Genomic DNA, 22,124 nt, shown 5'->3' with positions numbered 1-22,124 from the left:
CATCGTTTACGCACACCGTATGCGCACCGCTGCACCGAAAGACGGATTCGCGCACAACCCAACCAACTTGCTCGACAAGGAACCAGAGGGCTCGCGTCATGCCACTAGGATTTAAACGCCATCTCTTTATCGAAGGCGTGATCACGAGAGGCCCGCAACACTAACCGACCAATCGGTCAAATCCCTCGCGGTAACGCGCGGCTGTCTTCTCAACGATGTCCGCAGGCAACTTTGGCGGCTCGCTATTCCGATCCCAATCCGATGCTTGCAACCATTCTCGCACAAACTGCTTGTCGAATGATCGCTGCGAACGCCCCGGTTCGTATTCATCGGCCGCCCAGAAGCGTGAGCTATCCGGCGTCAGCACTTCGTCGATCAAGATCAGCTTCTTCGATCCATCTTCGGTGAACCAGCCAAACTCGAACTTGGTATCCGCAATCAAGATCCCGCGTTGCGACGCGATCTGAGCCGCGTCCTGATAGATCATCAAGCTCAAGTCACGCAGCGCCGATGCGGTTTCCATGCCCGCACCTTCGGCCATCACATCGAACGAGACGTTCTCGTCATGGCCGGCTTCGGCTTTGGTCGACGGAGTAAAAATTGGCGAGGCCAATTGATCACACTGGCGCAAACCCGATGGCAACGCCACACCGCAAATTTCGCCAGAATCCTGATACGCTCGCCAGCCGCTGCCTTCCAGGTAACCTCGGACCACGCATTCGAACGGCACCACTTCGGCCTTGCGAGCCACCATGACGCGACCACGCAGCGGTTCTGGATCCACCAACTCGGCCACCGCATCAGGCACATCGGTGCTGATCAGGTGATGGCCAATCTTGCCGCCACCGATCGACCCATCGTCCATCCGCTCAAACCAAAATCGGCTCATCGCCGTCAACAACGCACCCTTGCCGGGAATCCCCGAGGGCAAGATGTAGTCGAACGCACTGATCCGATCCGTGCTGACGATCAACAAATCGTCGCCCAGGTCATAGACGTCTCGCACTTTCCCCTGGCGTCGGGGCAAAGGCAGATGCGTTTCCAGTAGCGCCCCCTCGGAATCAAATCGATAGACATCCGAGGGTGCGTTTGAGCTATTTGATGGGGCTTGGCTATTCATAAGTGAAATTTGGCATAGCCGGACCGCTTTTACCAGACCGGTGCCGCGACACGGCCCGATATCTCCACCAATGCTGATAACTCGCACCACTGTACGACAACTTTCGCCATTGCCGCCGGGCCCCCTTCTCGCGAGTCGCCTCTCCAGCGAGTAAGATGTGCTCGGGCATCGATTGAGCCCGCATCCCCACAGAGTTTTTCTGACGCGTCCTGACCAGTGTGACCTAGTAACGAGCGAGAAGCCTAACTGCCATGGGACAAATGCATTTCTATGTCCCCGACGCGGCATCCGAATTCTTTCACGAATGTCATTGGCAAGAAGCGTACCTGTGCGGCATCGAGGGCGTCCCCTGGCAAAGTCGGAACATTTTCCATCCCGACAATGACCCTTCGGTGATATCCACCGAAGCCCATGCTCACGCACCGGAAAGCCGTAGCGGCGGCGTCCTGACGATCAATCGAGCCGTCGACACATCCGCCAAACTGTTGCTGACCTGTCCGGTCGAAGGCATCGGGTACCGCGTCCTAACGACGTGCTCGCTGCGATGCGTCGAGGCGCCACACAACCTGTTGATCGAACTGGCCCGCGGCAGTTGCCATCGAGTCCGTATCCAGGCTGACACCTGGCAACGTGGCGGACTGGTTCTGAGCGACAAGTTTCATCAATCGCTCAATCAAGGTGTCACGGCATTCCTGGACGCGATCCAGCCCACCAACACTTCGCTGAAAAGCGACACACCTGAATTCGAAGCCGACGTGGCCCAGTCGGCGATCAAAGCAATCGGGTTACTCGAACAAGCCGCATCCGAACTGGGCGAACTGTTTGCAACCCAGTCGATGGCATTCCGGCGAACCCGCGAGCCTCGGCTTAGCACCATGATGGCCGTGGGCGTTTGCCCCGCATCTCGCGCCGAAGCCGCATCAACGGCCAATCCCGATGACACCATCAGTGATCTGTCCGCATGTGAATCAGTGCCGGGCTTTGGCGAAGACGGTATCGGGCAAGCGTTCAACGCCGCCGCGGTTCGGATCAGTTGGGGCGACATCGAAAATGATTCTGGCGCGAACGACTTCGGCCCCGTCACCCGCGTGCTCGAAGCATGCGAACAATCCGGCACTCGTGTAATCGGTGGCCCCATCATCGATCACCGTGATGGCTTGCTTCCCGATTGGCTATCACTGCTGGGCGATGATTTCGAACAACTGTTGTCCGCAATGACGCAGTTCGTCGAAGCCACGGTGAACCAGTTTCGCGGACGAGTTCACTTGTGGAACGCCGCCGCCGGACTGAACATCGTCGGGCCCTTGTCGTTGGACGATGAACAGATCATGCGGTTCTCTATCGGCATCTTGCAAACGATTCGGCGATGCGATCCCAACACGCCTGTGATCATGTCGATCGATCAACCGTGTGGCGAGTACCTCGCTCGTCACGCCAACGGCATCTCACCGATTCACTTTGCCGACGCGTTGCTGCGAAGCGGCTTGGGACTCGCTGGCATCGGCCTGAACTTCCGCTTCGGCTACTCCAAAGGCCAAACCCATCCGCGCTCGCCGGTGGACTTCGCCCAACTGATCGATCGCTGGGCAACCTTGAACTCACCACTGCTGGTGCAACTGTCCATTCCCGCCGCCCCGGGCGAGGACGCCGACGCTCGTATGAAAGTGTCGCCCGTTGCACTATCGCCTGGCATGAACGGCACCCTCGATGGCGAATGCCAATCCAAAGCATGGGCGGACCAACAATACGCATTCGCCCGCCCGCTTGTCCAAACGTTGTTAGCCAAGCAAATTGTTCATGCCGTTGTTTGGGATGGTTGGTCCGACCAACTTCCTCACCTAACACCGCACTCCGGCGTGATCGACGGTGCCGGCAACGCCCGCCCCATGCTTCGTTACCTGACCGAACTTCGCGAAGAAGTGTTGATGTAGACTCGGATCGTAATTCAGATATCACGCCCTCGATCGACGCGACTATCAAGCGAAGCAATTCCCAAAATTCCAGCTTCCAAGACATTCGACCCGCGACGCCACAACACCTAAGACCTCCCGCTTACACACACCGTTCACTCCCGCCTGAGCCCTTCCCCCACCAAGGCTCAACTCCGGTTTCCAACCCGCCCGATTTCTACGCCGGTCTTCAAACAACATGAACGACACCACTCACGCCACCGCTGTGGAACCCCGCAAGTCACCCATCGTGATGCTGCTCTCCGCAATGATGTTCCTGCAGTTCTTCGCTTGGGGAGCCTGGTTTGCAACGCTATCCGCAGCCATGGACACACACTTGCTTGGTGCCTTCATCGGCGGCGCTTATGAAGCAGCCCCGATCGCAGCGATCTTTGCTCCACTGTTTCTTGGGCTGATCGCGGACCGGTTCTTTGCATCCGAAAAAGTCATGGGCGTGCTGATGCTGATCGGTGGCGTCATCATGCTCATGATCCCTGGCGTGGCGGAATCGGCTTCCGAGTTCGCGGTTCAATCCGCCGACTCGATGCGAGCCGCTGGCACGTACGAACCCGCCGCGTTCTTGGAAATGCAGGCCAACGAAAACAGCTCCGGCAAGACACTCGTCTGGATGATCCTGGGTTATCTGCTGTGTTACATGCCCACTCTCGGACTTGGCAACACAATCGCGTTCACACACATCCCCAGCCAGGATGAGTTCCCCAAGATTCGCGTGTGGGGCACGATCGGATGGATCGTCGCCGGACTGACGCTTGGAATCCTTGGCTGGTCGGCGTCTTACAACATTTTCTGGTTGGGTGCTGGCAGCTCCCTGGCACTCGGATTGTTGTGCTTCGCACTGCCTCACACTCCGCCGCCGCTGCGTGGTCAACCGATGGACGTTCGATCGTTGTTCATGGTCGATGCATTCAAACTGCTCGCCAACTGGAACTTCTTCGTCTTCGCCGTTTGCTCCACGCTGATCTGCATTCCGCTGGCGTATTACTACGGGATGACTGCGACCTACTTGAACCAAACCGGGTTCGCTGAACCGGGCGCCACCATGACGATCGGGCAAATGTCCGAGATCTTCTTCATGCTGCTGATCCCGTTCTTCTTCCGTCGACTCGGCGTGAAGCTCATGATCCTGATCGGCATGGCATGCTGGTTCGTTCGTTACCTGCTGTTCGCTTACGCCGCGACAGAGCAAACGACCTGGATGCTGTTGCTCGCCGTTGCCTTGCACGGGATCTGTTACGACTTCTTCTTCGTAACCGGTTTCATGTACACCGACCAAAAGGCGTCCAAAGCGATCCGCGGTCAAGCTCAAGGCTTGCTTGTCTTCCTGACCCAAGGTGTCGGCATGTTCTTCGGTTACCGCATCATGGCCGGCGGCGACTTGTTCGGCAGAATTCCGCTAGCGTTAACCTTCGGCGACTACGGCAAGCAAGTCACGTCCGCCCCGCAATACGTCGAAGCCCTCGGCGCCGCCCGCGGCCAAGCGGAAGACTCGTCGTTCTTGGAAACATTCACCAAGATGTTCTCTCGAGACATCCCCGAATCGGTCGACGCTGGCATCCTGAACGAAACGATGAGCCAGTGGCAAGACTTCTGGATCTCCCCCGCCATCATGGCCGCCGCCATCTTCGTCCTCTTCCTAGTCGCGTTCTGGGACCGCACCAAAACCGGTGACACCCCCGTGGTAGAACAACCGGTCAGCGAATGATTTCGTCGCGGTCACCCGAGTGCCGCACCGCGTTTAAAGCAAGCCAAAACCTCTCCCGGCGAAGCGGGGAGAGGTCGAGCAAAGCCGTTCAGGAGAATGCAAGGGTAAGGGCTCAGCACGAAATCCACACCAATACAACAGCAACCTAGAAACCCACCCTCCCCCTCGCTTCGCTCGACCCCTCCCAGAGGGCGGGGTTCTTCAAGTTCGCATTCCGACGAGGAAATCCACCCAAAACCTCTCCCGGCGAAGCGGGGAGAGGTCGAGCAAAGCCGTTCAGGCGAATGCGAGGGTGAGGGCTCAGCACTGAATCCACACAACAAAAAGCAAGCAAGCCACCGCCCCAACGGCGGTCTCCCACCCCGATCAACGCGTAATCCCTATGTGAAGAGAGCGTTTTGATTCCCAGAAAACTCGCGGGACCATGCAATAATCCACTTTCAAGATGTCTTCATCGCACCTATCTTGAGAACAATTGAAGAACCAACCGCCCTAAATCGGCGTCTTCAACCAAACCGAACCTCCTTTCCCACTGCAAATCAGCCAGCACCTCACCCATGATCCCCTGGATTTCCCGTATCGCTTTGATCGCCTATGTGGTCGGTGGTTGGCTTTTGCCAGCACTGCACCATCACGATCATTCGCATACCGGTCTCCAGAACTCGAGTTGCTGCACCGCGTCTCCGGGCGATTTAGCCGCCAACGTCGACGCTGACGCCAGTCTCGCGGACAAGGCACTTGCGTTCGCGGAACCAACCGCCGTCGCCACCCATTCCCATTGCGGCTGCGACCACACTCACGAACACGCACCGGCCCCCACGGCCAGCGATCTACTGACGGTCGCTTCCCCCGACGAACTGACCGCCACCCATTCCCATGCGGATTGCGTTGGTTTGTGTGCACTTTGCGTGGGCACGTCTCTCGTCGCCTCAGCAACCGACCACGCAGCCATTGCGATGGCACCGGTTTGCGACACCGATCTTCTACTCAGCGGCAATCTTTGCTGGCCGCTCCAACCGCTCGCCAGCGGTATCTCAGCTCGCGGGCCACCCGCTTCTTCATTGGTTTAACAATCGTTTTTCATTCTCTGAAAAACAGTGATGCCTGCGCGTTCTGATTCAACGCGACGCCGGCATGATCAAGATTTATTAATTGTTACCCAATCCATTATTCGCCCCTCCAGGCATTATCCAATGAAGAACCTAACCTCACGTTTTCAATTTCCCGCTGCGCACCAACCGTCCAACAGCTCCTTTCGTTCCGCTCGCAACAAGCCACACGGCTTCACGCTCGTTGAGCTGCTCGTTGTGATCGCGATCATCGGCGTGCTTGTCGGATTGTTGCTTCCTGCCGTCCAGGCCGCTCGCGAAGCCGCCCGCCGGATGAGCTGCAGCAACAACCTGAAACAACTCGGGCTGTCCATCCACAACTACCACTCCGCCTACAACCAACTTCCCATGCACGGCGGCGGAACCTGGGCCGACGGTGCACCAGTCGGCAGCAACCGCACCAACCGCATGGACCTATCGATCTGGGTCGGCCTCACTCCGTTCTTCGAACAGCAAGCGATATGGGAACAAATCAGCAACCCACTCGATGGAGTTTGGCAACCGATGGGTGCCGAAACGGACGAGCAAAACTACAAGCCATGGACGACTGAAATCCCTGCGTTGCGATGCCCCAGCGACCCCGGCACTGGACTGCCTAGCTTCGGCCGCACCAACTACGCTGCCTGCCTTGGCGATTCAAGCCACTACATGCACCTCGGCCCGCTTGGACTGGTGAACTACGCCGACGACGTTTCCGAATACACGATCACCCTCGACGCCAACCTGGCACCCCACGCCGAGGAAGCACGGGCGGCTTGTCGCGGAGCGTTTGTCGCTCACCAAAAGACGGCATTCCGCGATGTACTTGATGGCCTGTCCAACACGATCTTCGCTGGCGAAATCGCGACTGACCTTGGCGACAACGACATCCGCACGATCGCTTCGGCTGAACATGGCCACGATCACGGACATGGCCACGCCGAAGAGATCCACGAAGAACCAGACCTGTGTGTGCACGAAGGCTACATCGACGAAACCCGCCCCAGCTTCTGGAATAGCGCCGCCGCCTCGACGTTGGCAAATTCAGACGAAGGCCGCGGTTACCGCTGGGCATCCAGTGCGACCACCTTCGGCGGATTCAACACGATCTTGCCACCTAACCGCGAACTGTGCTTCGGCGGCACCGCAATGCAAGACGGCATGGCATCGACCAGCAGCCGGCACCAAGGCGGCGTCCACGTCTTGATGGGCGACGGGGCAGTGAAGTTCCTGACCGACTCGATCGAAGCCGGCGATGTTCACGACGCCAACGTCCACAAAGACGGCACCGGTCACAGTGCTCCTGGTTCGGTTAGCCCCTATGGATTGTGGGGAGCCCTGGGCACGCGTGCGTCGCGCGAGACGATTGACCAGGAATTCTAGGCAACATCGGCTGAGTTGCCTAATTTCACAAAATCAGAGCCTAAGGGGCGAAACTTCCACCCGGCGGCGGTTTTATGTCATACCATAAACCGCTTCCGGTTCCCCACTCCACCACGTTTGTTCCAAAGGAACGATGTACATGAGAACTCTGATTGCCTTGTCCTTGGTCGCCCTCATGACCGTGTCGTCCGTCGCCGAAAAGCCCGCCAAGAAGAAGGGCGATAAAGGCAGCAACCCCGTCGTCAAGAGAATGATGACCAGCCTTAAGGACGCCGGCCTGACCGACGACCAAAACGCCAAGGTGAAAGCCGCTGCCGAAAAGTTCCAAGCCACCGCAAAAGAATTGCAGGAAGCTGGACTCACCGCCGAAGTGCAAAAGAAATATGCCACCGCGATGAAGGAAGCTCGCGAATCAGGTGCCAAGGGTAAAGACCTCGTTGCCAAAGCCAGCGAATCGGTCACCAGCGAAGAAGCTGCGTTGATCGCCAAGATGACCGCGGCCAACGCTGCTCTGCGAAAGAGTGTCGCTGCAGTGCTCACCCCAGAGCAACTCGAAGCGATGCCTGAAAAGACTCGTCGCCAATTCCAAACTCGCAAAGGTGGCAAAGGCGCCGCCGGCAAGGGAAAAGGCAAGAAGAAAGACGAAGCGTAACGAACTGACCGAAGCGGCGAATCACGCCAAATGGCTTCACATCCACGCCGGATCACGATCGCTCGGCCCATCGAGCGACTCGCTGATCTGACCGGGAAGCACCTCGGCTCTGAAACAGAAACGGCGGATGAATCATCCGCCGTTTTTTATTGCACCCGGATTGCCATCCGCCCGCCTGACCCTCGCCCGCCTGACCTTCGCTTGCTTGGCCTTCGCGAGTCCTCAGCCCGGATCGCGGCTGGGTTCTCGGCGACTGCCTACATTTGGCAACCGCCGCCGCAACAACGCGGGGCCGCACAATTTTCCGCTGGCCTTGGCCCGCCGATCGGCAACGATCGCCCGCTCGCCGGTGCCGCCGTCGCACTCATCAAACGCTCCAGCTTGTCGCTCCCGCAATCCGGGCAAACCACCGCTTCGTCGGCCGAACGCACCAGAATTTCTTTGGCCGTCGAAACTCCATTTGTTGCCGAACACACTCCACATTCAAACTCGTACAGTGGCATCAGGAAAGCTCCTCTTGGTTGTTTTGGGGTGACATGATTAGACACTTGACTTGATTGGACATTCTAGCCGTAAGGTCTACAATACACACCAAGCCGTTTTCCACCGTGAAGGGTACCGACAAAACATCGGTTCCCCAGTGCCATCGTTTCCCTGTGCCATTGGTTTCCTGTGCCATCGGGTCTCTGTGCACCATAGATCGCCCCGCATGCGGGTCCATACACTGGCACGACATTAGCACGTACACTGGCCCACACGTACACTGGCCCAGCCGGCCGAATTCTGGCATCCCACCTCCATTTCCCTTCCCACCTTTGTTGTCCTTCCCACTACACCCGGAGATACCCACTTGCCTACGCAAACCACCCGAACTCAATCGATCTTTCGTCGACTCAGTATCGCTTTAGCGGCCACCGCTTGTGTCACAACCGGCCTTTCAGTCGGCACCGCATCCGCCCAAGACGCAACGCTGAAAATGCGATTCGTTTACGATGGCACCCCGCCCAAAGTCGAAAACATCGACCCGAACAAGGACGCTGAATTCTGCGGCAAACACCCCATCCCCAACGAAAAGCTGCTCGTTAACCCCGATAACAAGGGCATCAAGAACGTCATCGTTCACGTCTACACCCGCTCCAGCGGCAAGGACTTGCCTAAGACCGAAGCCTCCAACGAAACCCTCGTGCTCGCCAACGACCAATGTCGTTTCGAACCACGCGTCGTGCTCGCCCAAACCGGCGACAAGCTGAAGATCACCAACCCCGATGAAGTCGGGCACAACGCGAACCTGAACTTCATTCGCAACACAGCCCAAAACCTGATGATCCCCGCCGGTCAAGAAAAGTTGGTTGACCTCAGCGACGCGGAACCTGCACCGATTCCAGTCGACTGCAACATCCACCCTTGGATGCGTGCTTACGTCGTGGTCCTGGAACACCCCTTCGCCGACGTCAGTGACGCCGATGGCAACATCATCATCGAAGGACTCCCAGCAGGCAAGGAAATCACCTTCGCCGTTCGTTACGAAGGCGGCAAGCTCGATGAAGTCAAAGTGGGCGGTAAGGAAACCGACTGGAAGCGTCAACGCTTCGAAGTCGACCTGAAAGCCGGCGACAACGACCTAGGCGACATCCTGGTCCCCGCCGACGCTGTCTCCGCCGACTGACCCCATAAGTAGGATGCCGTGCTAGCACGCATCTCTACCTATCGGAATCTCTCTGGATGCCGTCCTCGCACGCATCCATCAACAACACGGGTGCCGTGCTAACACGCACCCGTGTCTAACTATCCAGCGAACACCGGACGAAAAACCCCGCATCCAGCGGGCGTCCGGTTTGATCGGGAATCCGCATTCGGCCCGATTCGAAATCCGGCTGCAATCGCCCGATCCGGCGGTTGCCAATCTTCCGCTGCAACAAGTCCAGCACATCACCCTGGTCCATCTCCGCCGAATGGCCGGTGACCAAAATCCGGAACGAGCGACTCGATAGCAGATCCAAACACTGGGTCAGCAACTCAGGCAGATCTCGCTGGATCCGCCAGGCCTTCGCCTGTTTGGCCGGTCGCGATGATTCCCCATCAACCGCCTTCTTACGACGGTTCCGTTTGCTCTTAGGACCGTGCCCGTACGCCGGTGGATCCAGCACGATCGTGTGGTAGCGATTCCCACGCCGGATCTCACGCTGCACGAACGCCATCGCATCATCGACCAGATAGCGGATCGGAGCCTCACCCAGTCCATTCGTTTGCGCCAACCGCTTCGCCGCCTCCACGTTCGGCTTCGCCGCGTCCACGTGCGCCACGTGGTATCCCGCCCGAGCGAGCGCCATCGTCGAGCCGCCCGTGTAAGCGAACAAGTTCAACGCCTGGGCTGATGAAGATCGCGAAGACGACCGTGACGTCCGATCCGCCTGGACCGCTCGCCGCTGCAGCCACCGCCAATTATCCGCTTGTTCAGGAAAGACACCGATGTGCCCAAACGGAGTCGGCTGAACCGGGAACTGCAACCAAGGCTCGCCGTCATCGCCAATCGCCTCGATCGTGCCATCGTCAGGCCAAGGCGAGCGATGGTCCCAAGCCTTCGCCTCTAGATCAAACCGGCTATCCGCGCTTCGCCACAACTGCGGTTCCCGCTTCGCCGCCGACACCGCCGCCGGACTCGGCCGATCGATCAAACGGCCCCCCAGTGACTCCAGTTTCCGACCGTCGCCGAAATCAATCAATTCATAGCGACGAGACAAAAGGGAACCTGACCAAGAAAGAGAACCAACGTGTGCAGGCAACACGCTTGCCCAAACTCTCCCAAAAAGATAATCTCTCAGCACCCTGAAACAAGACGACCGCACCCAGCGGAAGTCGTTTCACCCCCAAGGGCGATTAGCTCAGTTGGTTAGAGCGCCGTGTTCACACCGCGGAGGTCACAGATTCGAATTCTGTATCGCCCACTTCAATGCATCCCAAAGCCTGCCTGAAAGCAATTTCAGTCAGGCTTTTTGCACAACTAGACTCCCCAACACCAAGCCCTTCACGCCTCTTACCTCATTCCCGGGCTCCCGCCTCCTCGACAAAGAGTCTGCGGCGGTCAATCAGCAATAAACGCGGACGGCTACCACTCTGACCTCGCCCTTCAATCTGCCGGGTGCATGGCAATTAGCGGTTGCGGTCGATGCTTTCGGCTTGAAAGTGTTCCTTGCGATACGCTTTCGCTTCCAGCCGGTATTGTTCCACCAGATCGGCAGTCAGCGGGGCCGCGGCCTGCCACACCTCGCCAAACGCCTGGACGAAATCGTCCGGCACGCCCTCGCCTTCATGGCTTGAACAAAGCAAGTTCCACTCAATTCCCGTTTGCAAGGCGGGCTTCGACAGATTGCTGCTACCGACCGCGACGAGTGAACCATGCTCATCCATGATTCGCCATGCCTTGGGATGAAACGAAGCCAGCACATCAACGTTCGTGGCACCCGCAATCCGAGTCGAGAGCCGTTTCCACAACATCAGTTCCGGATGCCCGGTCAACAGTTCCAAACGCGGTGAACTTGTTGATTTCGTAGATGGCTTCTCTGCCTATGCCGGCACCTCGTCAACGAGGTAGTTCGCTTTCTCCGGGATCACGTATCGAACGCCACCGCGCGGATCCGGAACATCGCCGGGATAACGAGGGATCACATGAACGTGGACATGCATCACTGTTTGGCCGTCCGTCTCACCGCAATTGAACCCGACGTTGCACCCATCGGGCTTGGGATCCAGCGTCTCATCCAGATGTGCCTTCACCACATTTACCAAGCCCATCAGCGCAGCTTGTTCTTCTGGCGAAGCCTCAAACCAAGTTGGCACAACCCTCCGCGTCACCACCAGTGAATGTCCACATGTCACCGGAAAACGATCGAGAAACGCGAACGCCAATTCGTTCGCCACGATCCAATCCTTTTCGTCGACACTCAAAAACGAAGAGCGATCCATACCATAACTCAATGCTGCGTTTCCAACGTCAATGATCTTCAGCCTCCCCAATCCTGCATAGCACATCACGGCAGGCGAGTGCGTTAACCAGGCAAAACACTCACCGAATCATGCCACCCCCTCTCCCTGCTTGCCTGGGCCCTCCTCGCACCCTAAGATCAAGCGATTCAAAATGCAACTGGCCAAGGGGCTATGGGTGAAGCAGCTTGTCTGACTCGATTGTCAAGATCACGTATAGCAGCCTGCTGCGATTTCAGACGTGAATCCGGTTTTGAAGTTGCCGTATTAACGATTTCGGACAAGGAATCAACTGGCAGGATATGGACACAAAAACATTCGGCATATGACGCTGGTTAGGGGCATATAGCGTGTCAACTTTTACCAATCTGTTGATTCACATCATCTACAGCACGAAGTACCGCAAGCCCACAATCCGTTCCGAATGGCAAGACGACCTCTATGGATATATCGGGGGCATCGTCCGCGACCAAAAGGGGACGTTGCTGAAAATCGGAGGCGTCGAAGACCACGTTCATCTGTTGGTGAAGCTCAGTCCAACCATCGCAATCTCAGATGTGCTGCGAAAGATCAAGTCGAACTCGTCCAAGTGGATCAACGAGCGATCCGACGTAACACGAAAGTTCGAATGGCAATCGGGTTACGCCGCGTTTTCAGTAAGCGAATCACAGATGCCTGCAGTCGCCGAATACATCGCAAACCAAGCCGAACATCATCGAAAGAAAACGTTTGAAGAGGAATTCCTCGCCATTCTGAAAAAGCACAACATCGAATTCGACATGCGTTACGTTTTCGAGCAGGAGGTCATCGATTGATCGACACGCAACCGGCCACGTCGCGTCACGCGCATCTAGCCACGAAGTGGCGTTATGCTGTAGCCATGGGCGTCAGCCCTTGGGATCCAGAACAAATCCCTGCCAATAGTCCCGAAGGGACGACAGGCAAGCCGACGCAACCAACTCATGTCGCCCCTTCGGGGCTGCGCAACTGTATTCGTCCACTAGCCCACGGGTTTACACCCGTGGCTACACCATGCCGTCCCATCGGGACTCACCAGCTCACGCCCGATCGCGTCGCTTACGCCGAAAAGGTGCAAGACGACGGCATCCCCTTCGCCAAAAAGATGGAGTGCTTGACCAGCGAGTTAGCCACTAAATTTCACAAGTCCGAAAAACGGCAGGCGGCGATCCACGACCTACCACAGTCAAGTCTCGCCATGAAGAGTGGCACTTTGGTTATTGGGGTATAGAAATGGAAAAGCTGCGAGAGACGCTTGCACAAGAAGATGTTGTGATTTTCGTTGGTTCAGGCATTTCGCTTTGGTCAGGACTTCCAACATGGTCAGGCTTGATCGACCAGCTCGTGGACTACGTAGAACAGGCTGGGAACGACGCTTCATTAGTTCGTTCGGAGAAAGGCAAAGGGGAATTGCTACAGGCAGCAAGCTACGGTTTCGACTTGCTTACGAAACAGCAGATTGGCGAATTCATTAGGTCAGCGTGCAAATATGGCGTGGCAAAGCCACATGATATTCACAGGAAACTCGTTTCATTCAACGCACGGTGTTACATAACGACTAATTACGACAACTTGATCGAGCAAGCACTGAATCAATGGCAGCCGGACGTTTTTTTTCCGCCAGCGATCACTAACCGTCAGTTAACCGAAACGGCCAACATCGTAACCGCTCGTGCTACGAACTTTGTCTTCAAACCACATGGTGATGCTGCAGATGCCGACAGCATAATTCTTACTCGCGAACAGTACCGTGATCTGCTGCCACAGGGCGAGCGTCACTTTGCGCTCGAAGCCTTGAAGACAATATTGGCGACAAGACCAGTTGTCTATCTGGGTTTCGGACTGCGAGACCCGGACTTCTTGTATTTGCGTGACTTGCTCGCGAATACATACAAAGGTGGAACACGAGACCACTATGCAGTGATGTCTGATATTGAAGACGCTGAAGTGCGGTATTGGAGACGTAACTACGGAATTCACCTAGTCGGATACGAGACCAATAAATTGCCGGATGGCAGACGCGACCATAGCCCTCTATTGAATCTCCTTGATTCCTATGCTCCTAAGTCCGTAGAAGCCCCAAACGGGCATTCCATGAACGCTGACAGTCTCGCCTTGTCACTTGTTCGCCATTCAGCGCGACTTGTCAGGTACCCACGAGTAGATTCGGAATTCGCTATTCACGTAGAGCAACGGGAACGCAGTCCGTCCACTAGCCGTACCTTTGACAGATTTAGCTATTGCTCAGTCAGTACCTTTCTAAAAGAATTTCCAAAGTGCGCAATTTTCATTGGGCTTCCAGGCGCAGGCAAAACGTATTCGCTCAACATTGCAGCCAGCGAAATTGCCGAACAATTGCACGCTTGCTGCATTTCTGAAGAGCTAGATGTCGGCTCAATCGTTGTTCCGGTCGTTGCTGACATGAAATCCTACCGAGGGAGTCTTCGCAACTTGATTGACAACACATTGCCTTCTGGTTTGAGTGTGGACGAATTGTCCAACAAAGTTCGGCTCCGGGTCTTTTTGGATTCCTTTAATGAAATGCCGAAAGACCACTGGGAGAGCGGGGCATATGCAGATGATTTGAGGAACTTTCTAGATTCACTTGGTACTACGCCGGTGATTATCGGTTCGCGAACAACTGATGGTCTTGAGCAGTTGAATTGGCCAACCTATTATCTCGAACAGATTGACCGAGATACGGTCCGTAGCGAACTCATGCGCATTGGTGTCGTGCTTGACCCCGCATATGACCACGAATTGGTAGGTCTGCTAGGAAAACCTTTTTTCTTTCGATACATCGTCGAAGGTAAACTCGACCTACCCAAAACAGGGAACCCGCGTGAATTCTACGATCAGTATTTCTCCCGCATCCAGAATCGGTTTAGCGAACGCTTTTCATCGAACCTTGACATACAACCAGTGTTGTCGAGCTGTGCTTACGAAGCGTTGGATCGTGGTGAAGAAACGTTTTCAGTCAACATGCTCTTGACCAAGCTTCGGAAAACAGGTGCGGAAGCCAACGTTGAACCAACTGATGTCGTCAATTGGCTAGTGTCCGAAGAAGTGGTTGCTCCATACTCTGACGGGCGCATTGCCTTTATTCACCAATCGTTGACGGAATTCCTTGCCGCAAAGAAGCTGGCAAAGGTCTATGTCGCAGAACCCGGAATACTCCAAGAAAAACTTTCGCTGTATCGTTGGGATCAAGCATTATTCTTAACGCTAAGTCTTCTCCCCGCTGATTTCGAAGAAAGATTCGTATCAGACGTTTTGCGGACAGATCTGGAACTCGGACTCGCCGCCGTAAAGTATCTAGACCACAACCGAGACGATGTGCTTGCGCAAATGCTAGATAGAGTTGCCGAACTTGCTCCGTCGCTAAATCAATTTGGGAGAATCAATTGGCTGATTGAGCATAACTTGCCAATTTCTGCCGTTCACGAACCGCAGCTTCGGAAGCTGATAGCAGCCGGAAACACAATTGGAGGAGCTGCTGCTCAGCGTCTAATTCGAATTCGAGGCAAAGATGTCAAAGATGAAATGTTGGATTTGTTAGTTGAACATCGAAACGACTTCAATTTCTGCGTGAATGGTTTAGCGCCACCTCTACGGGATTTGGTTGGTACAGACGACTTAGACCGGATTGTGAGACTCGTCGATTCAGTTTCAGACGAGGTTATTGTGGAATCAAATGACGAAGCAGCACGTGGGCTTATCCGCGGCGTGAGTTCAATAGTCGCTTCGATGCCGTTATCAATTCTTCGAGAAAAGTTCTTTGCAGATTTCGAATCAGATCGCGTTTCCGAAATACGCGGCAGGGTTTTGGCAACCGAATTGCAGGATCGAAGAACCACGGAGGGACTTGAACTTGCAGCTGAGTTGTTGCTGCTTGGCATAGATAGGGCGTCATCGGCCATCTACTTTATTGGCAAGTTCAACAAGGACGTTGTTCTCTCTTGGCATCCGTTTGAACGTCAGCACATTGACCGTCTAATCAAGATGGCGCTTTCAAGCACTGAAGACGAGAATTCTCCCATTGACGCAATTCGCGTCATTTGCGAATTCCGATCTGATCTTGCGGAATACGTTCGGCAGGAAGCTGCCCAGTACTCTCCCGTATTTCGGGCCGTACTTCTCACGACGACAGGTGCGGATCAATCCGATGGTGTTTTTGAAGCTTTAGAATCTCTTCGGGAACGGGATGCAGAAAGAAACAGATTTGATAATTGTCATTTACTTTCGGACGTTCCGCTAGAATGGATCGGTCGCGAAGACTTGTTCATCGACCTATTGAAGCTCCGAAATCTTGACTTAGCGCTCGCACTCCTTCAGCCTTTCAACAATGTCGAAAGCTCGATCGGTGAAGTGCATATCGGGGATGTGGATTGGTGGTTGGATTGGATCGTCGAAGCTAAAAACTACTGGCTAACTTACTATCTTTCGTTATTGTTTTCAGCCCATCTGCCAGACGAAAAACGATCGGAGTTCCTACACAAATTCAACCATGAGAGTGGCAAGCATCGCCACGCGCTTCAGCGACTACTGCCCCGAATGTTTGGAGATTTATCCACGGATGATCTAAGTCCGGACGCGATTTCGATTTTGCTTGCAGATCTCAGTCGGACAGAACGTCTTAATTGGGACGGGCACCTACTTGGAGCAATCGCCACAGATAGGTTTGTGAAGGAGAAGTTGCTTCCCCTTGCGATCTCAAGTCCCTCGCTCGCAATTACAAAGGTGCTAGAACAAGCTGGAAAAAGACACGGTCGTCGATACGTCGCGGATGTCAGGAATTGACTTCCTCTAACGTACTTTGGTTTCCAATATTGGCTTGCCTCTGGCGGTCGTCGAGCTGAAGAACCCGGCGGATGAATCGGAGAACGCTTCGCGAGGGTCAGGCTAGGTTTTCGGTTTCCAGGTCTAGATTGTACTCGATTTCTTGGATCGCTTTGCGGTAGGACTTCGACTCCGTCTCTCGCTTCTTTGCACGGCGAACAAGGTTTGGGAAAGAAAAGATTCCAGGACTCAAAAACGGGCAGTCGCGAGAGCAACCGCCCACAGCAAGCCCCCCTCTTTCTGACTTGCCGGGTTCATGGCGCAGGTCTTGATCAATCATCCCTGACGACACGCTGCTGTCGTTTGCTCCGCCACCAGACGCTCCCGCGAACGCTTTCTCGACTTCATCGATCATAAGCACGCACCTATAGAGAAGAAAAAGCTCCAGGACTCAAAAACAGGCAATTACGCGAGCATACGCCTAGAACAGGGCAACAGACCCTTTTCCTCACCTGCAGGGTCCATGGCACCGATCTTGGTCGGTAAGCAAATAACTACTGCCGCTCTGGTGCAATAAATGGTTGCTGATTCCTGCCCCACCTTACCTTCCTGCGTACACTTCAACCAACCGGTCTTATACCGCCGCTGCAACACTCGACACTGGGCCTCTGGCTAGCAGTTAACCACGCGGGAGTCACACACCCGCTAGCCAATCAGACCTTACCAGTCCGAACGTGCACATCGTAGATATTTGCGCTGAGTAGCCCTCCGTTTTCGAGATGACACAATCGCTAAGCTGGCCGCACCCAGCAGCAACAGGGACGATGGCTCGGGGACGGCAGTCAGCTGCCCCAATGATCCGGTTTGCAACAGCGAGATCTCTGAAGGCGTTAGTACTCGATCCCAAACAGCGAAATCGTCTAATGCGCCCGACAGAAACAAATCCCCACCGCCACTGCCGAAGTACAAATCCGGGCCGTTCAATACATCACCAGTCAGCGGGCCCGAAGTAAAATCCGATCCATCATGCTGATCCACTAGGCTTCCGTTCAAGTAGATTAAAGCTCGGTCGTTGGCGCCATCATAGACACCCGCGATGTGAACCCATTCCCCGACCGAAAGCTGAGCCTGAGGTATCCCAGGACGCGCAGCGTCACCTTCTTGATCAACAACCTTGAAACGCAGCTCTTCATTCGCGCGGTCAGCATAAAGGAGAAACGTATTTGGCAGGGAACCGAAGAGCGATTCGAAAGACGATGACGAAGATGAGGGCAGGTGATTCAGCCGCACCCAACCACCTATGCTGACCTGATTTCCGCTTGCTGTGATTGCGCCGAGAGCCACCTGATCGTTCGCTCCATCAAACGATAGGGCATTTCCGAACTTGCCTGATGTCCATGCTGGAGCCGCAAACCCTTGAAGCGATCCGTCACTTGCTCCCACGTCGTCGTCGAGCGTTAAACCACTTGAATGGTCAAAGTCCCAATAATGGGTTAAGCCAGTGACCAAGTCCGCATGCGCATTCGACGTGGCGACGACGAAAAGCATGACCGCGACGCCGGTGATTGGAACTAAATTAAACATTCGGAATATGTGTGTGAGTTAGTTGGAGGACACTGCAAACTACGGCTAATCATTTAGAGCAAGCCTCCGAAATATCTGGCGTAAACCATAGATAGCCTCCGAGACATCCGGTACCCCCCATCGGAACCGCAACCGCTGCACGACTTCAAGTTCCAAATCGAGGAAGTAAAAGCACCAGGGAAAGACTGGTTTCAGGACTCATAAACTGGCGATTGCGTTAGCATCCGACTAGAACAAGGCAACAACTCCTCTTTCTCATCTATCGGGTGCACCGCACCTTTCTTGGATCTCAACGGCGGAGTTGATTCACCGCCAATTGCTCGGCTGGAGCCTCGCACTCACCGGTTTCGGTCTTCAGGCAGGGACGCAACTGGCCAAGCTCAACACGGGAGGGCGACGCTCCCGCGGAGCCGAATCAATGCACCGTGACAAACAGCTTTTCAACCTCCACGGGTAACTGCACGACAGGACTCAGGATCACGGCGAAGCCTCGTCGCTGCTTGCCTTCATCAATCGCACGAGCAATCGCCTGAACGATCTCGGCTGACTGCATGAACCGGTGGAAGTTCTGCAGCACGACAATCGAAGGAGTGTCTCCGTCGGCCAGCGAAGCGATCGCCCGCACCGCTGCGAGCGGATCGTTGGCCTCGACCTCCAGTGGCGAACCACTCGCACCACGCAACCCTCGCTCGATATCCCACGTAACGAGTCTCCAGCCTTCTTCGTTACAGAGCGACGCCAGCTCGGTGATCGCGTCTTGATGCTCGTGAGACTCGATCCAGATTCCTGCAAAGCAGGCCCGGACGAGTTCACTTAGACGTTGTTTCAGTGTCATGGACTGTTCTCCGTTGGTTTGTGAATAGTCAAAAGGGTTTGTGAATAGACAAAAGAAAAGCCCGGTCAGTGATCGGTGAAGGATCACTGCCGGGCTTGTTGCTGGGCTTCCGTGGTTGCCTGATGGAACTCAGGCTTCAAGCGCTCGCTTGATCGCGAGCCAAGAGCGTGTTCGATAAACTCGCTCGCTTGTCGGCAATCCGATCCGGTGAACCCGTTCGTCTCGACCCGCGAAGATCCGTCGGGGCTGACGATGACTTCGATGGTTTTCATCCTGCCGCTCCGACGGTGAGGGCAAGTTTGATCGATCCGTCCTCAAGCGGTTGCTCAATAACGGAGTAGCCTTGACGCCGGGCTTCGATCTTCGTTTTCTCGACGGCGTAGGCCTGCAGGAACTCGTCGAGACGTTCTTGATTCCCCCAATGCCCTTGGTAGTTGTCGAATTGAGACTGGCCCGAGGCCAAGTCAAATACCACCGGATACCGCCAATCGCGAAGCTGCACCGCAAGCCCGGACACCGTCTTGCTAAACAACTTCACCTCGCCTTCGACCGGCTCATCGAGCCCTAGCCGAACGCACCCAGCCCGCACCGCCGTAGCGTCGCGAACCTGGGTCTCAATCTGCACCACATGCGACATCGCCGCACCTCCGCTTTTTCAAACGAGAAATAGGTAGTCGCGGTAGCTACGTCGCTACCGTCACCTATATGTAGCGCAAAACCTTAGGGAATTTAGCTAGCTGCCACTGCAACCCTGGCGGACGCAAGAGAACATACAAAGGTTCCCCATATATCGCGCTGCAGCCTCGAATAGTCGCATAATACCGACCCGGACTCGTCAATCGATTTACATTCAGTCGCTCAAGCTGCCAAACCACCGACACCGAACCATGTAATCAACAAACTCAAAAAAGTGGCCAGTCGCCACTGGTCAAACCAAACACTTCATAGTCGTCTGCGATTAGCGGGCCGGGACGTTTGACTTTCCATTCGTGAAACCTTGCAAGCCCGGCTCCGTTAAATCGCATGGTTCGGCGTGGCAACTAACGCAGATTGATCATCAATATGGCACACAGGACGCCGAGCCACGCACCTCCGGCCAATGCTCTTGTCTTTTTCCATTGAACGCTGGCAACCGTGGCAACCGCAGCAACTAGAACCAAGATGCACACAACGGCAAGATCCGCAGAGTCCTGGTTTGTGTGCACGAACGGATTATTCCGCGAAGCCGGCCCGCGAAGGCCAGTGACGTTGTTTATCGCAAGCGTAGAACCCAAAATGAATGAGCCGAACCAGCCAAACAGAAACAAGGACACATTTCGCAGCCAGAACGTTCGATTCAATCCTGAGCGCCCGCTAGTTTCCAATGACGGTGGAGTTCGCGCTCGCTGATCGTGTGATTCACTCGTCGTCATGATATATTCAGCCGCCGAACGTCCGCCGTCATCGGGCGGCGAAAGAAAAACTAACCATCAGGATACTCGCTGACGCCGCTCCGGTGCACGGAATGGTTCTCCCCCTATACCCGATGAGTTTCTCGTGAATTCAGTTGCAGTGCCCACGCTGCGATCCAGAAGATAAACAAAACCGGCAGCGAGTAGAGTCCGATAACGAGAAAGCCGAGTGCACCAGTTGAACTCGTCGATGTGACGCACGAAACGTACATGAACGTGAACCAAATACCATAGACGATCGAGCTAGATGCAAGAATCCACTGGAGAAGCCTTGCAGTCAATACGCAGCCAAGAAATCCGGTAATCGCCAAAGGACCCAATGAAAACGGTAGGAAAAAGAATGCACCGATCATGGGGTCTGAAATTGTGAAAAGTGAAAGCATGCCAAGCATTGCGACAATCGCCGTCGTTACAAGTGCAGGCGTGGCAAAGCGACGTGAGAATGTCGTATCACTCTCAAGCGGATTGTGTTCCCCGACGCCGCTTGCTGCGGGCGTAATTGACTCAGACGCAGGAGGCGTGAAAGGGTTGGTGTTGCTCATGCCAAGTTAGAGCCCACGCGATCACGAGTTATGCGCGATCTCGCAAACAAAGTTCGGGTTCTTTCAATTGGCGAACGGCGGCCATCATCCGGCACGCGCGAGTAAGGCCACCATGTCAAAAACGGCCGATCGCGTGCTCCGCGTGCATGGCTTTGTTATGCCTACGTGTGAATTCAAATCTGAAACGCAATTTCTCGCGAAATCACTGGAAAAAACACGGGTGTTTGATAGCCGTGACGCTTGCGAGGTCGTTCGTTCAGCAGCATAGCAGCCTTAGCGACCTGCTGCCAACTGATTGACCTGAAGTCGACTCCCTTGGCAAAGTATTGACGTAGCAATCCGTTGGTGTTCTCGTTCGTGCCGCGTTGGCCGCTGCAGTAGGGATCAGCAAAATACACCTTCACCTTGAACCACTGAGTCAGCAGACGGTGGTAGAAGAACTCAGTGCCATTGTCAAAGGTCATCGACTTGATCCGGCTCAAGGGTATGCCCCGAAACATGCTTCGAATCGTGTCCATCACCCTGCGTGAATGCTTGTTCTTAGACCGGCCGATTAAGACGTAACCCGTCAGCCGATCCACCGCCGTGACCAAGTAGCCGGTACTCTTCTTGCACACCACTAGGTCAAGCTCCCAATCCCCGATTCGCTTGCGGTTACTAGCAACCTTCGGCCGGTCGTGAATGGACACTCCGGTCCCGTCTCGGCAGAAGACCAAAGGTTGGTTGCTGGAGAAAGGAACGCCGGGCGAAGGCCAGAAGACGAACCTGAGAGGTAAAGGGGACGCGGACTCGCCTGCGAGTGCTTCACCATTCCATCGGCGCCGAGCAAGCGTATATGTGCTGGGTCGTTCGATTTATTCGCCACCTGGGCGACGAGCGACTGGAGCGATACGGCGAGCCGGAAATCGCTGACTTCCTAACCTATTTGGCTGCCACGCGAACGGTTACCGCCAGCACTCAAAACCAAGCTTTGTAAGCACTGCAGTTTTTCTACGAGGAGGTGCTCAGCCGGGACGTTA

The 22,124-nt window shown here is 55.2% G+C and carries 22 protein-coding genes, 1 tRNA gene and 1 pseudogene; 11 read left to right on the top strand and 13 right to left on the bottom strand.

The genetic code is table 11. The annotated features are described in order from the left end of the window. Positions 1-160: 160 nt before the first annotated feature. Entirely contained in the window at positions 161-1,120 is a 960-nt protein-coding gene (locus tag ACR3ZL_RS10810; protein WP_486173445.1) for a phosphoribosylaminoimidazolesuccinocarboxamide synthase, read from the bottom strand. A 251-nt stretch (positions 1,121-1,371) separates the two neighbouring features. On the opposite strand from ACR3ZL_RS10810, the gene ACR3ZL_RS10805 reads away from it, so the two are divergent. From ACR3ZL_RS10805 to ACR3ZL_RS10785, 5 genes are all read left to right on the top strand, one after another. Further along, positions 1,372-3,051, top strand: a complete 1,680-nt coding sequence (locus ACR3ZL_RS10805) for a glycoside hydrolase family 10 (RefSeq protein ID WP_473653146.1) — start codon at positions 1,372-1,374, stop codon at positions 3,049-3,051. Between the two features lie 217 nt (positions 3,052-3,268). After that, a complete protein-coding gene (locus ACR3ZL_RS10800) occupies positions 3,269-4,792 on the top strand; it encodes an MFS transporter (protein ID WP_486173444.1) in 1,524 nt (507 codons plus the stop codon). Between the two features lie 557 nt (positions 4,793-5,349). Then, positions 5,350-5,862 carry a hypothetical protein gene (locus ACR3ZL_RS10795; protein WP_473653148.1) on the top strand — a complete coding sequence of 171 codons (513 nt, stop codon included), beginning with the start codon at positions 5,350-5,352 and terminating at the stop codon, positions 5,860-5,862. A gap of 123 nt (positions 5,863-5,985) precedes the next feature. Continuing rightward, positions 5,986-7,263: a DUF1559 domain-containing protein gene (locus ACR3ZL_RS10790; RefSeq protein WP_473653149.1), complete on the top strand. Its 1,278-nt coding sequence runs from the start codon at positions 5,986-5,988 to the stop codon at positions 7,261-7,263. 139 nt (positions 7,264-7,402) lie between these two features. Further along, entirely contained in the window at positions 7,403-7,915 is a 513-nt protein-coding gene (locus ACR3ZL_RS10785) for a hypothetical protein (protein WP_473653150.1), read from the top strand. Positions 7,916-8,172: 257 nt separating this feature from the next. Here ACR3ZL_RS10785 and ACR3ZL_RS10780 read toward each other — a convergent pair whose 3' ends face one another. Further along, positions 8,173-8,418 carry an FmdB family zinc ribbon protein gene (locus ACR3ZL_RS10780; protein ID WP_473653151.1) on the bottom strand — a complete coding sequence of 82 codons (246 nt, stop codon included), beginning with the start codon at positions 8,416-8,418 and terminating at the stop codon, positions 8,173-8,175. A 347-nt stretch (positions 8,419-8,765) separates the two neighbouring features. Between ACR3ZL_RS10780 and ACR3ZL_RS10775 the strand changes: the two genes are divergently transcribed. Further along, entirely contained in the window at positions 8,766-9,581 is an 816-nt protein-coding gene (locus ACR3ZL_RS10775) for a methylamine utilization protein (protein WP_486173443.1), read from the top strand. Between the two features lie 115 nt (positions 9,582-9,696). Here the strand turns inward: ACR3ZL_RS10775 and ACR3ZL_RS10770 are convergent, their stop codons facing one another. Further along, entirely contained in the window at positions 9,697-10,656 is a 960-nt protein-coding gene (locus ACR3ZL_RS10770; protein ID WP_486173442.1) for a class I SAM-dependent methyltransferase, read from the bottom strand. Positions 10,657-10,786: 130 nt separating this feature from the next. Between ACR3ZL_RS10770 and ACR3ZL_RS10765 the strand changes: the two genes are divergently transcribed. After that, positions 10,787-10,860 (top strand) — tRNA-Val (locus tag ACR3ZL_RS10765). Positions 10,861-11,065: 205 nt separating this feature from the next. Here ACR3ZL_RS10765 and ACR3ZL_RS10760 read toward each other — a convergent pair. Together ACR3ZL_RS10760 and ACR3ZL_RS10755 are read right to left on the bottom strand one after the other, a co-directional pair. Further along, on the bottom strand, positions 11,066-11,440 hold the full coding sequence (locus ACR3ZL_RS10760; RefSeq protein ID WP_473653155.1) for a phospholipase D-like domain-containing protein: 375 nt from the start codon (positions 11,438-11,440) through the stop codon (positions 11,066-11,068). A 39-nt stretch (positions 11,441-11,479) separates the two neighbouring features. Next, the gene (locus ACR3ZL_RS10755; RefSeq protein ID WP_473653156.1) at positions 11,480-11,878 is read right to left on the bottom strand and encodes an HIT family protein; all 399 of its coding nucleotides are present in this window, start codon (positions 11,876-11,878) and stop codon (positions 11,480-11,482) included. A 368-nt stretch (positions 11,879-12,246) separates the two neighbouring features. Between ACR3ZL_RS10755 and tnpA the strand changes: the two genes are divergently transcribed. Genes tnpA through ACR3ZL_RS10740 form a run of 3 tightly spaced genes read left to right on the top strand, consistent with a single transcriptional unit; the run spans position 12,247 to position 16,714 of the window. Further along, positions 12,247-12,711: an IS200/IS605 family transposase gene (gene tnpA / locus ACR3ZL_RS10750; RefSeq protein ID WP_473653157.1), complete on the top strand. Its 465-nt coding sequence runs from the start codon at positions 12,247-12,249 to the stop codon at positions 12,709-12,711. Next, the gene (locus ACR3ZL_RS10745; protein WP_473653158.1) at positions 12,708-13,145 is read left to right on the top strand and encodes a hypothetical protein; all 438 of its coding nucleotides are present in this window, start codon (positions 12,708-12,710) and stop codon (positions 13,143-13,145) included. The genes tnpA and ACR3ZL_RS10745 overlap by 4 nt, the downstream gene beginning before the upstream one ends. 2 nt (positions 13,146-13,147) lie before the next feature. Then, on the top strand, positions 13,148-16,714 hold the full coding sequence (locus tag ACR3ZL_RS10740) for an SIR2 family protein (RefSeq protein WP_486173441.1): 3,567 nt from the start codon (positions 13,148-13,150) through the stop codon (positions 16,712-16,714). Positions 16,715-16,811: 97 nt separating this feature from the next. On the opposite strand, the gene ACR3ZL_RS10735 is transcribed toward ACR3ZL_RS10740, so the two are convergent. The 8 genes and pseudogenes from ACR3ZL_RS10735 to ACR3ZL_RS10700 form a co-directional block, all read right to left on the bottom strand. Continuing rightward, entirely contained in the window at positions 16,812-17,108 is a 297-nt protein-coding gene (locus tag ACR3ZL_RS10735) for a hypothetical protein (protein ID WP_473653160.1), read from the bottom strand. 305 nt (positions 17,109-17,413) lie between these two features. Next, positions 17,414-18,277 (bottom strand): LamG domain-containing protein, encoded by an 864-nt coding sequence (locus tag ACR3ZL_RS10730; RefSeq protein WP_473653161.1) that lies wholly within the window; start codon positions 18,275-18,277, stop codon positions 17,414-17,416. Positions 18,278-18,692: 415 nt separating this feature from the next. Then, positions 18,693-19,112: a hypothetical protein gene (locus ACR3ZL_RS10725; RefSeq protein WP_473653162.1), complete on the bottom strand. Its 420-nt coding sequence runs from the start codon at positions 19,110-19,112 to the stop codon at positions 18,693-18,695. Positions 19,113-19,195: 83 nt separating this feature from the next. Beyond that, positions 19,196-19,384 (bottom strand): DUF2997 domain-containing protein, encoded by a 189-nt coding sequence (locus ACR3ZL_RS10720; protein WP_473653163.1) that lies wholly within the window; start codon positions 19,382-19,384, stop codon positions 19,196-19,198. Continuing rightward, on the bottom strand, positions 19,381-19,749 hold the full coding sequence (locus ACR3ZL_RS10715; RefSeq protein ID WP_473653164.1) for a hypothetical protein: 369 nt from the start codon (positions 19,747-19,749) through the stop codon (positions 19,381-19,383). Before ACR3ZL_RS10715 ends, ACR3ZL_RS10720 begins: the two co-directional genes overlap by 4 nt. A gap of 403 nt (positions 19,750-20,152) precedes the next feature. Beyond that, on the bottom strand, positions 20,153-20,317 hold the full coding sequence (locus tag ACR3ZL_RS10710) for a hypothetical protein (protein ID WP_486173440.1): 165 nt from the start codon (positions 20,315-20,317) through the stop codon (positions 20,153-20,155). Positions 20,318-20,628: 311 nt separating this feature from the next. After that, complete coding sequence (locus ACR3ZL_RS10705) at positions 20,629-21,105, bottom strand: hypothetical protein (RefSeq protein ID WP_473653165.1); 477 nt, start codon at positions 21,103-21,105, stop codon at positions 20,629-20,631. Between the two features lie 173 nt (positions 21,106-21,278). Next, positions 21,279-21,794, bottom strand: a pseudogene (locus tag ACR3ZL_RS10700) (IS30 family transposase); the annotation flags it as partial. A 104-nt stretch (positions 21,795-21,898) separates the two neighbouring features. On the opposite strand from ACR3ZL_RS10700, the gene ACR3ZL_RS10695 reads away from it, so the two are divergent. Then, positions 21,899-22,081, top strand: a complete 183-nt coding sequence (locus tag ACR3ZL_RS10695) for a phage integrase N-terminal SAM-like domain-containing protein (protein ID WP_473653584.1) — start codon at positions 21,899-21,901, stop codon at positions 22,079-22,081. The last annotated feature ends 43 nt before the right edge of the window (positions 22,082-22,124 follow it).

It is taken from the genome of Rhodopirellula sp. J20-39, from assembly GCF_057365095.1.
The sequence above is the reverse complement of the archived record's forward strand: the minus strand, read 5'-3'. Positions and strand labels throughout refer to the sequence as shown.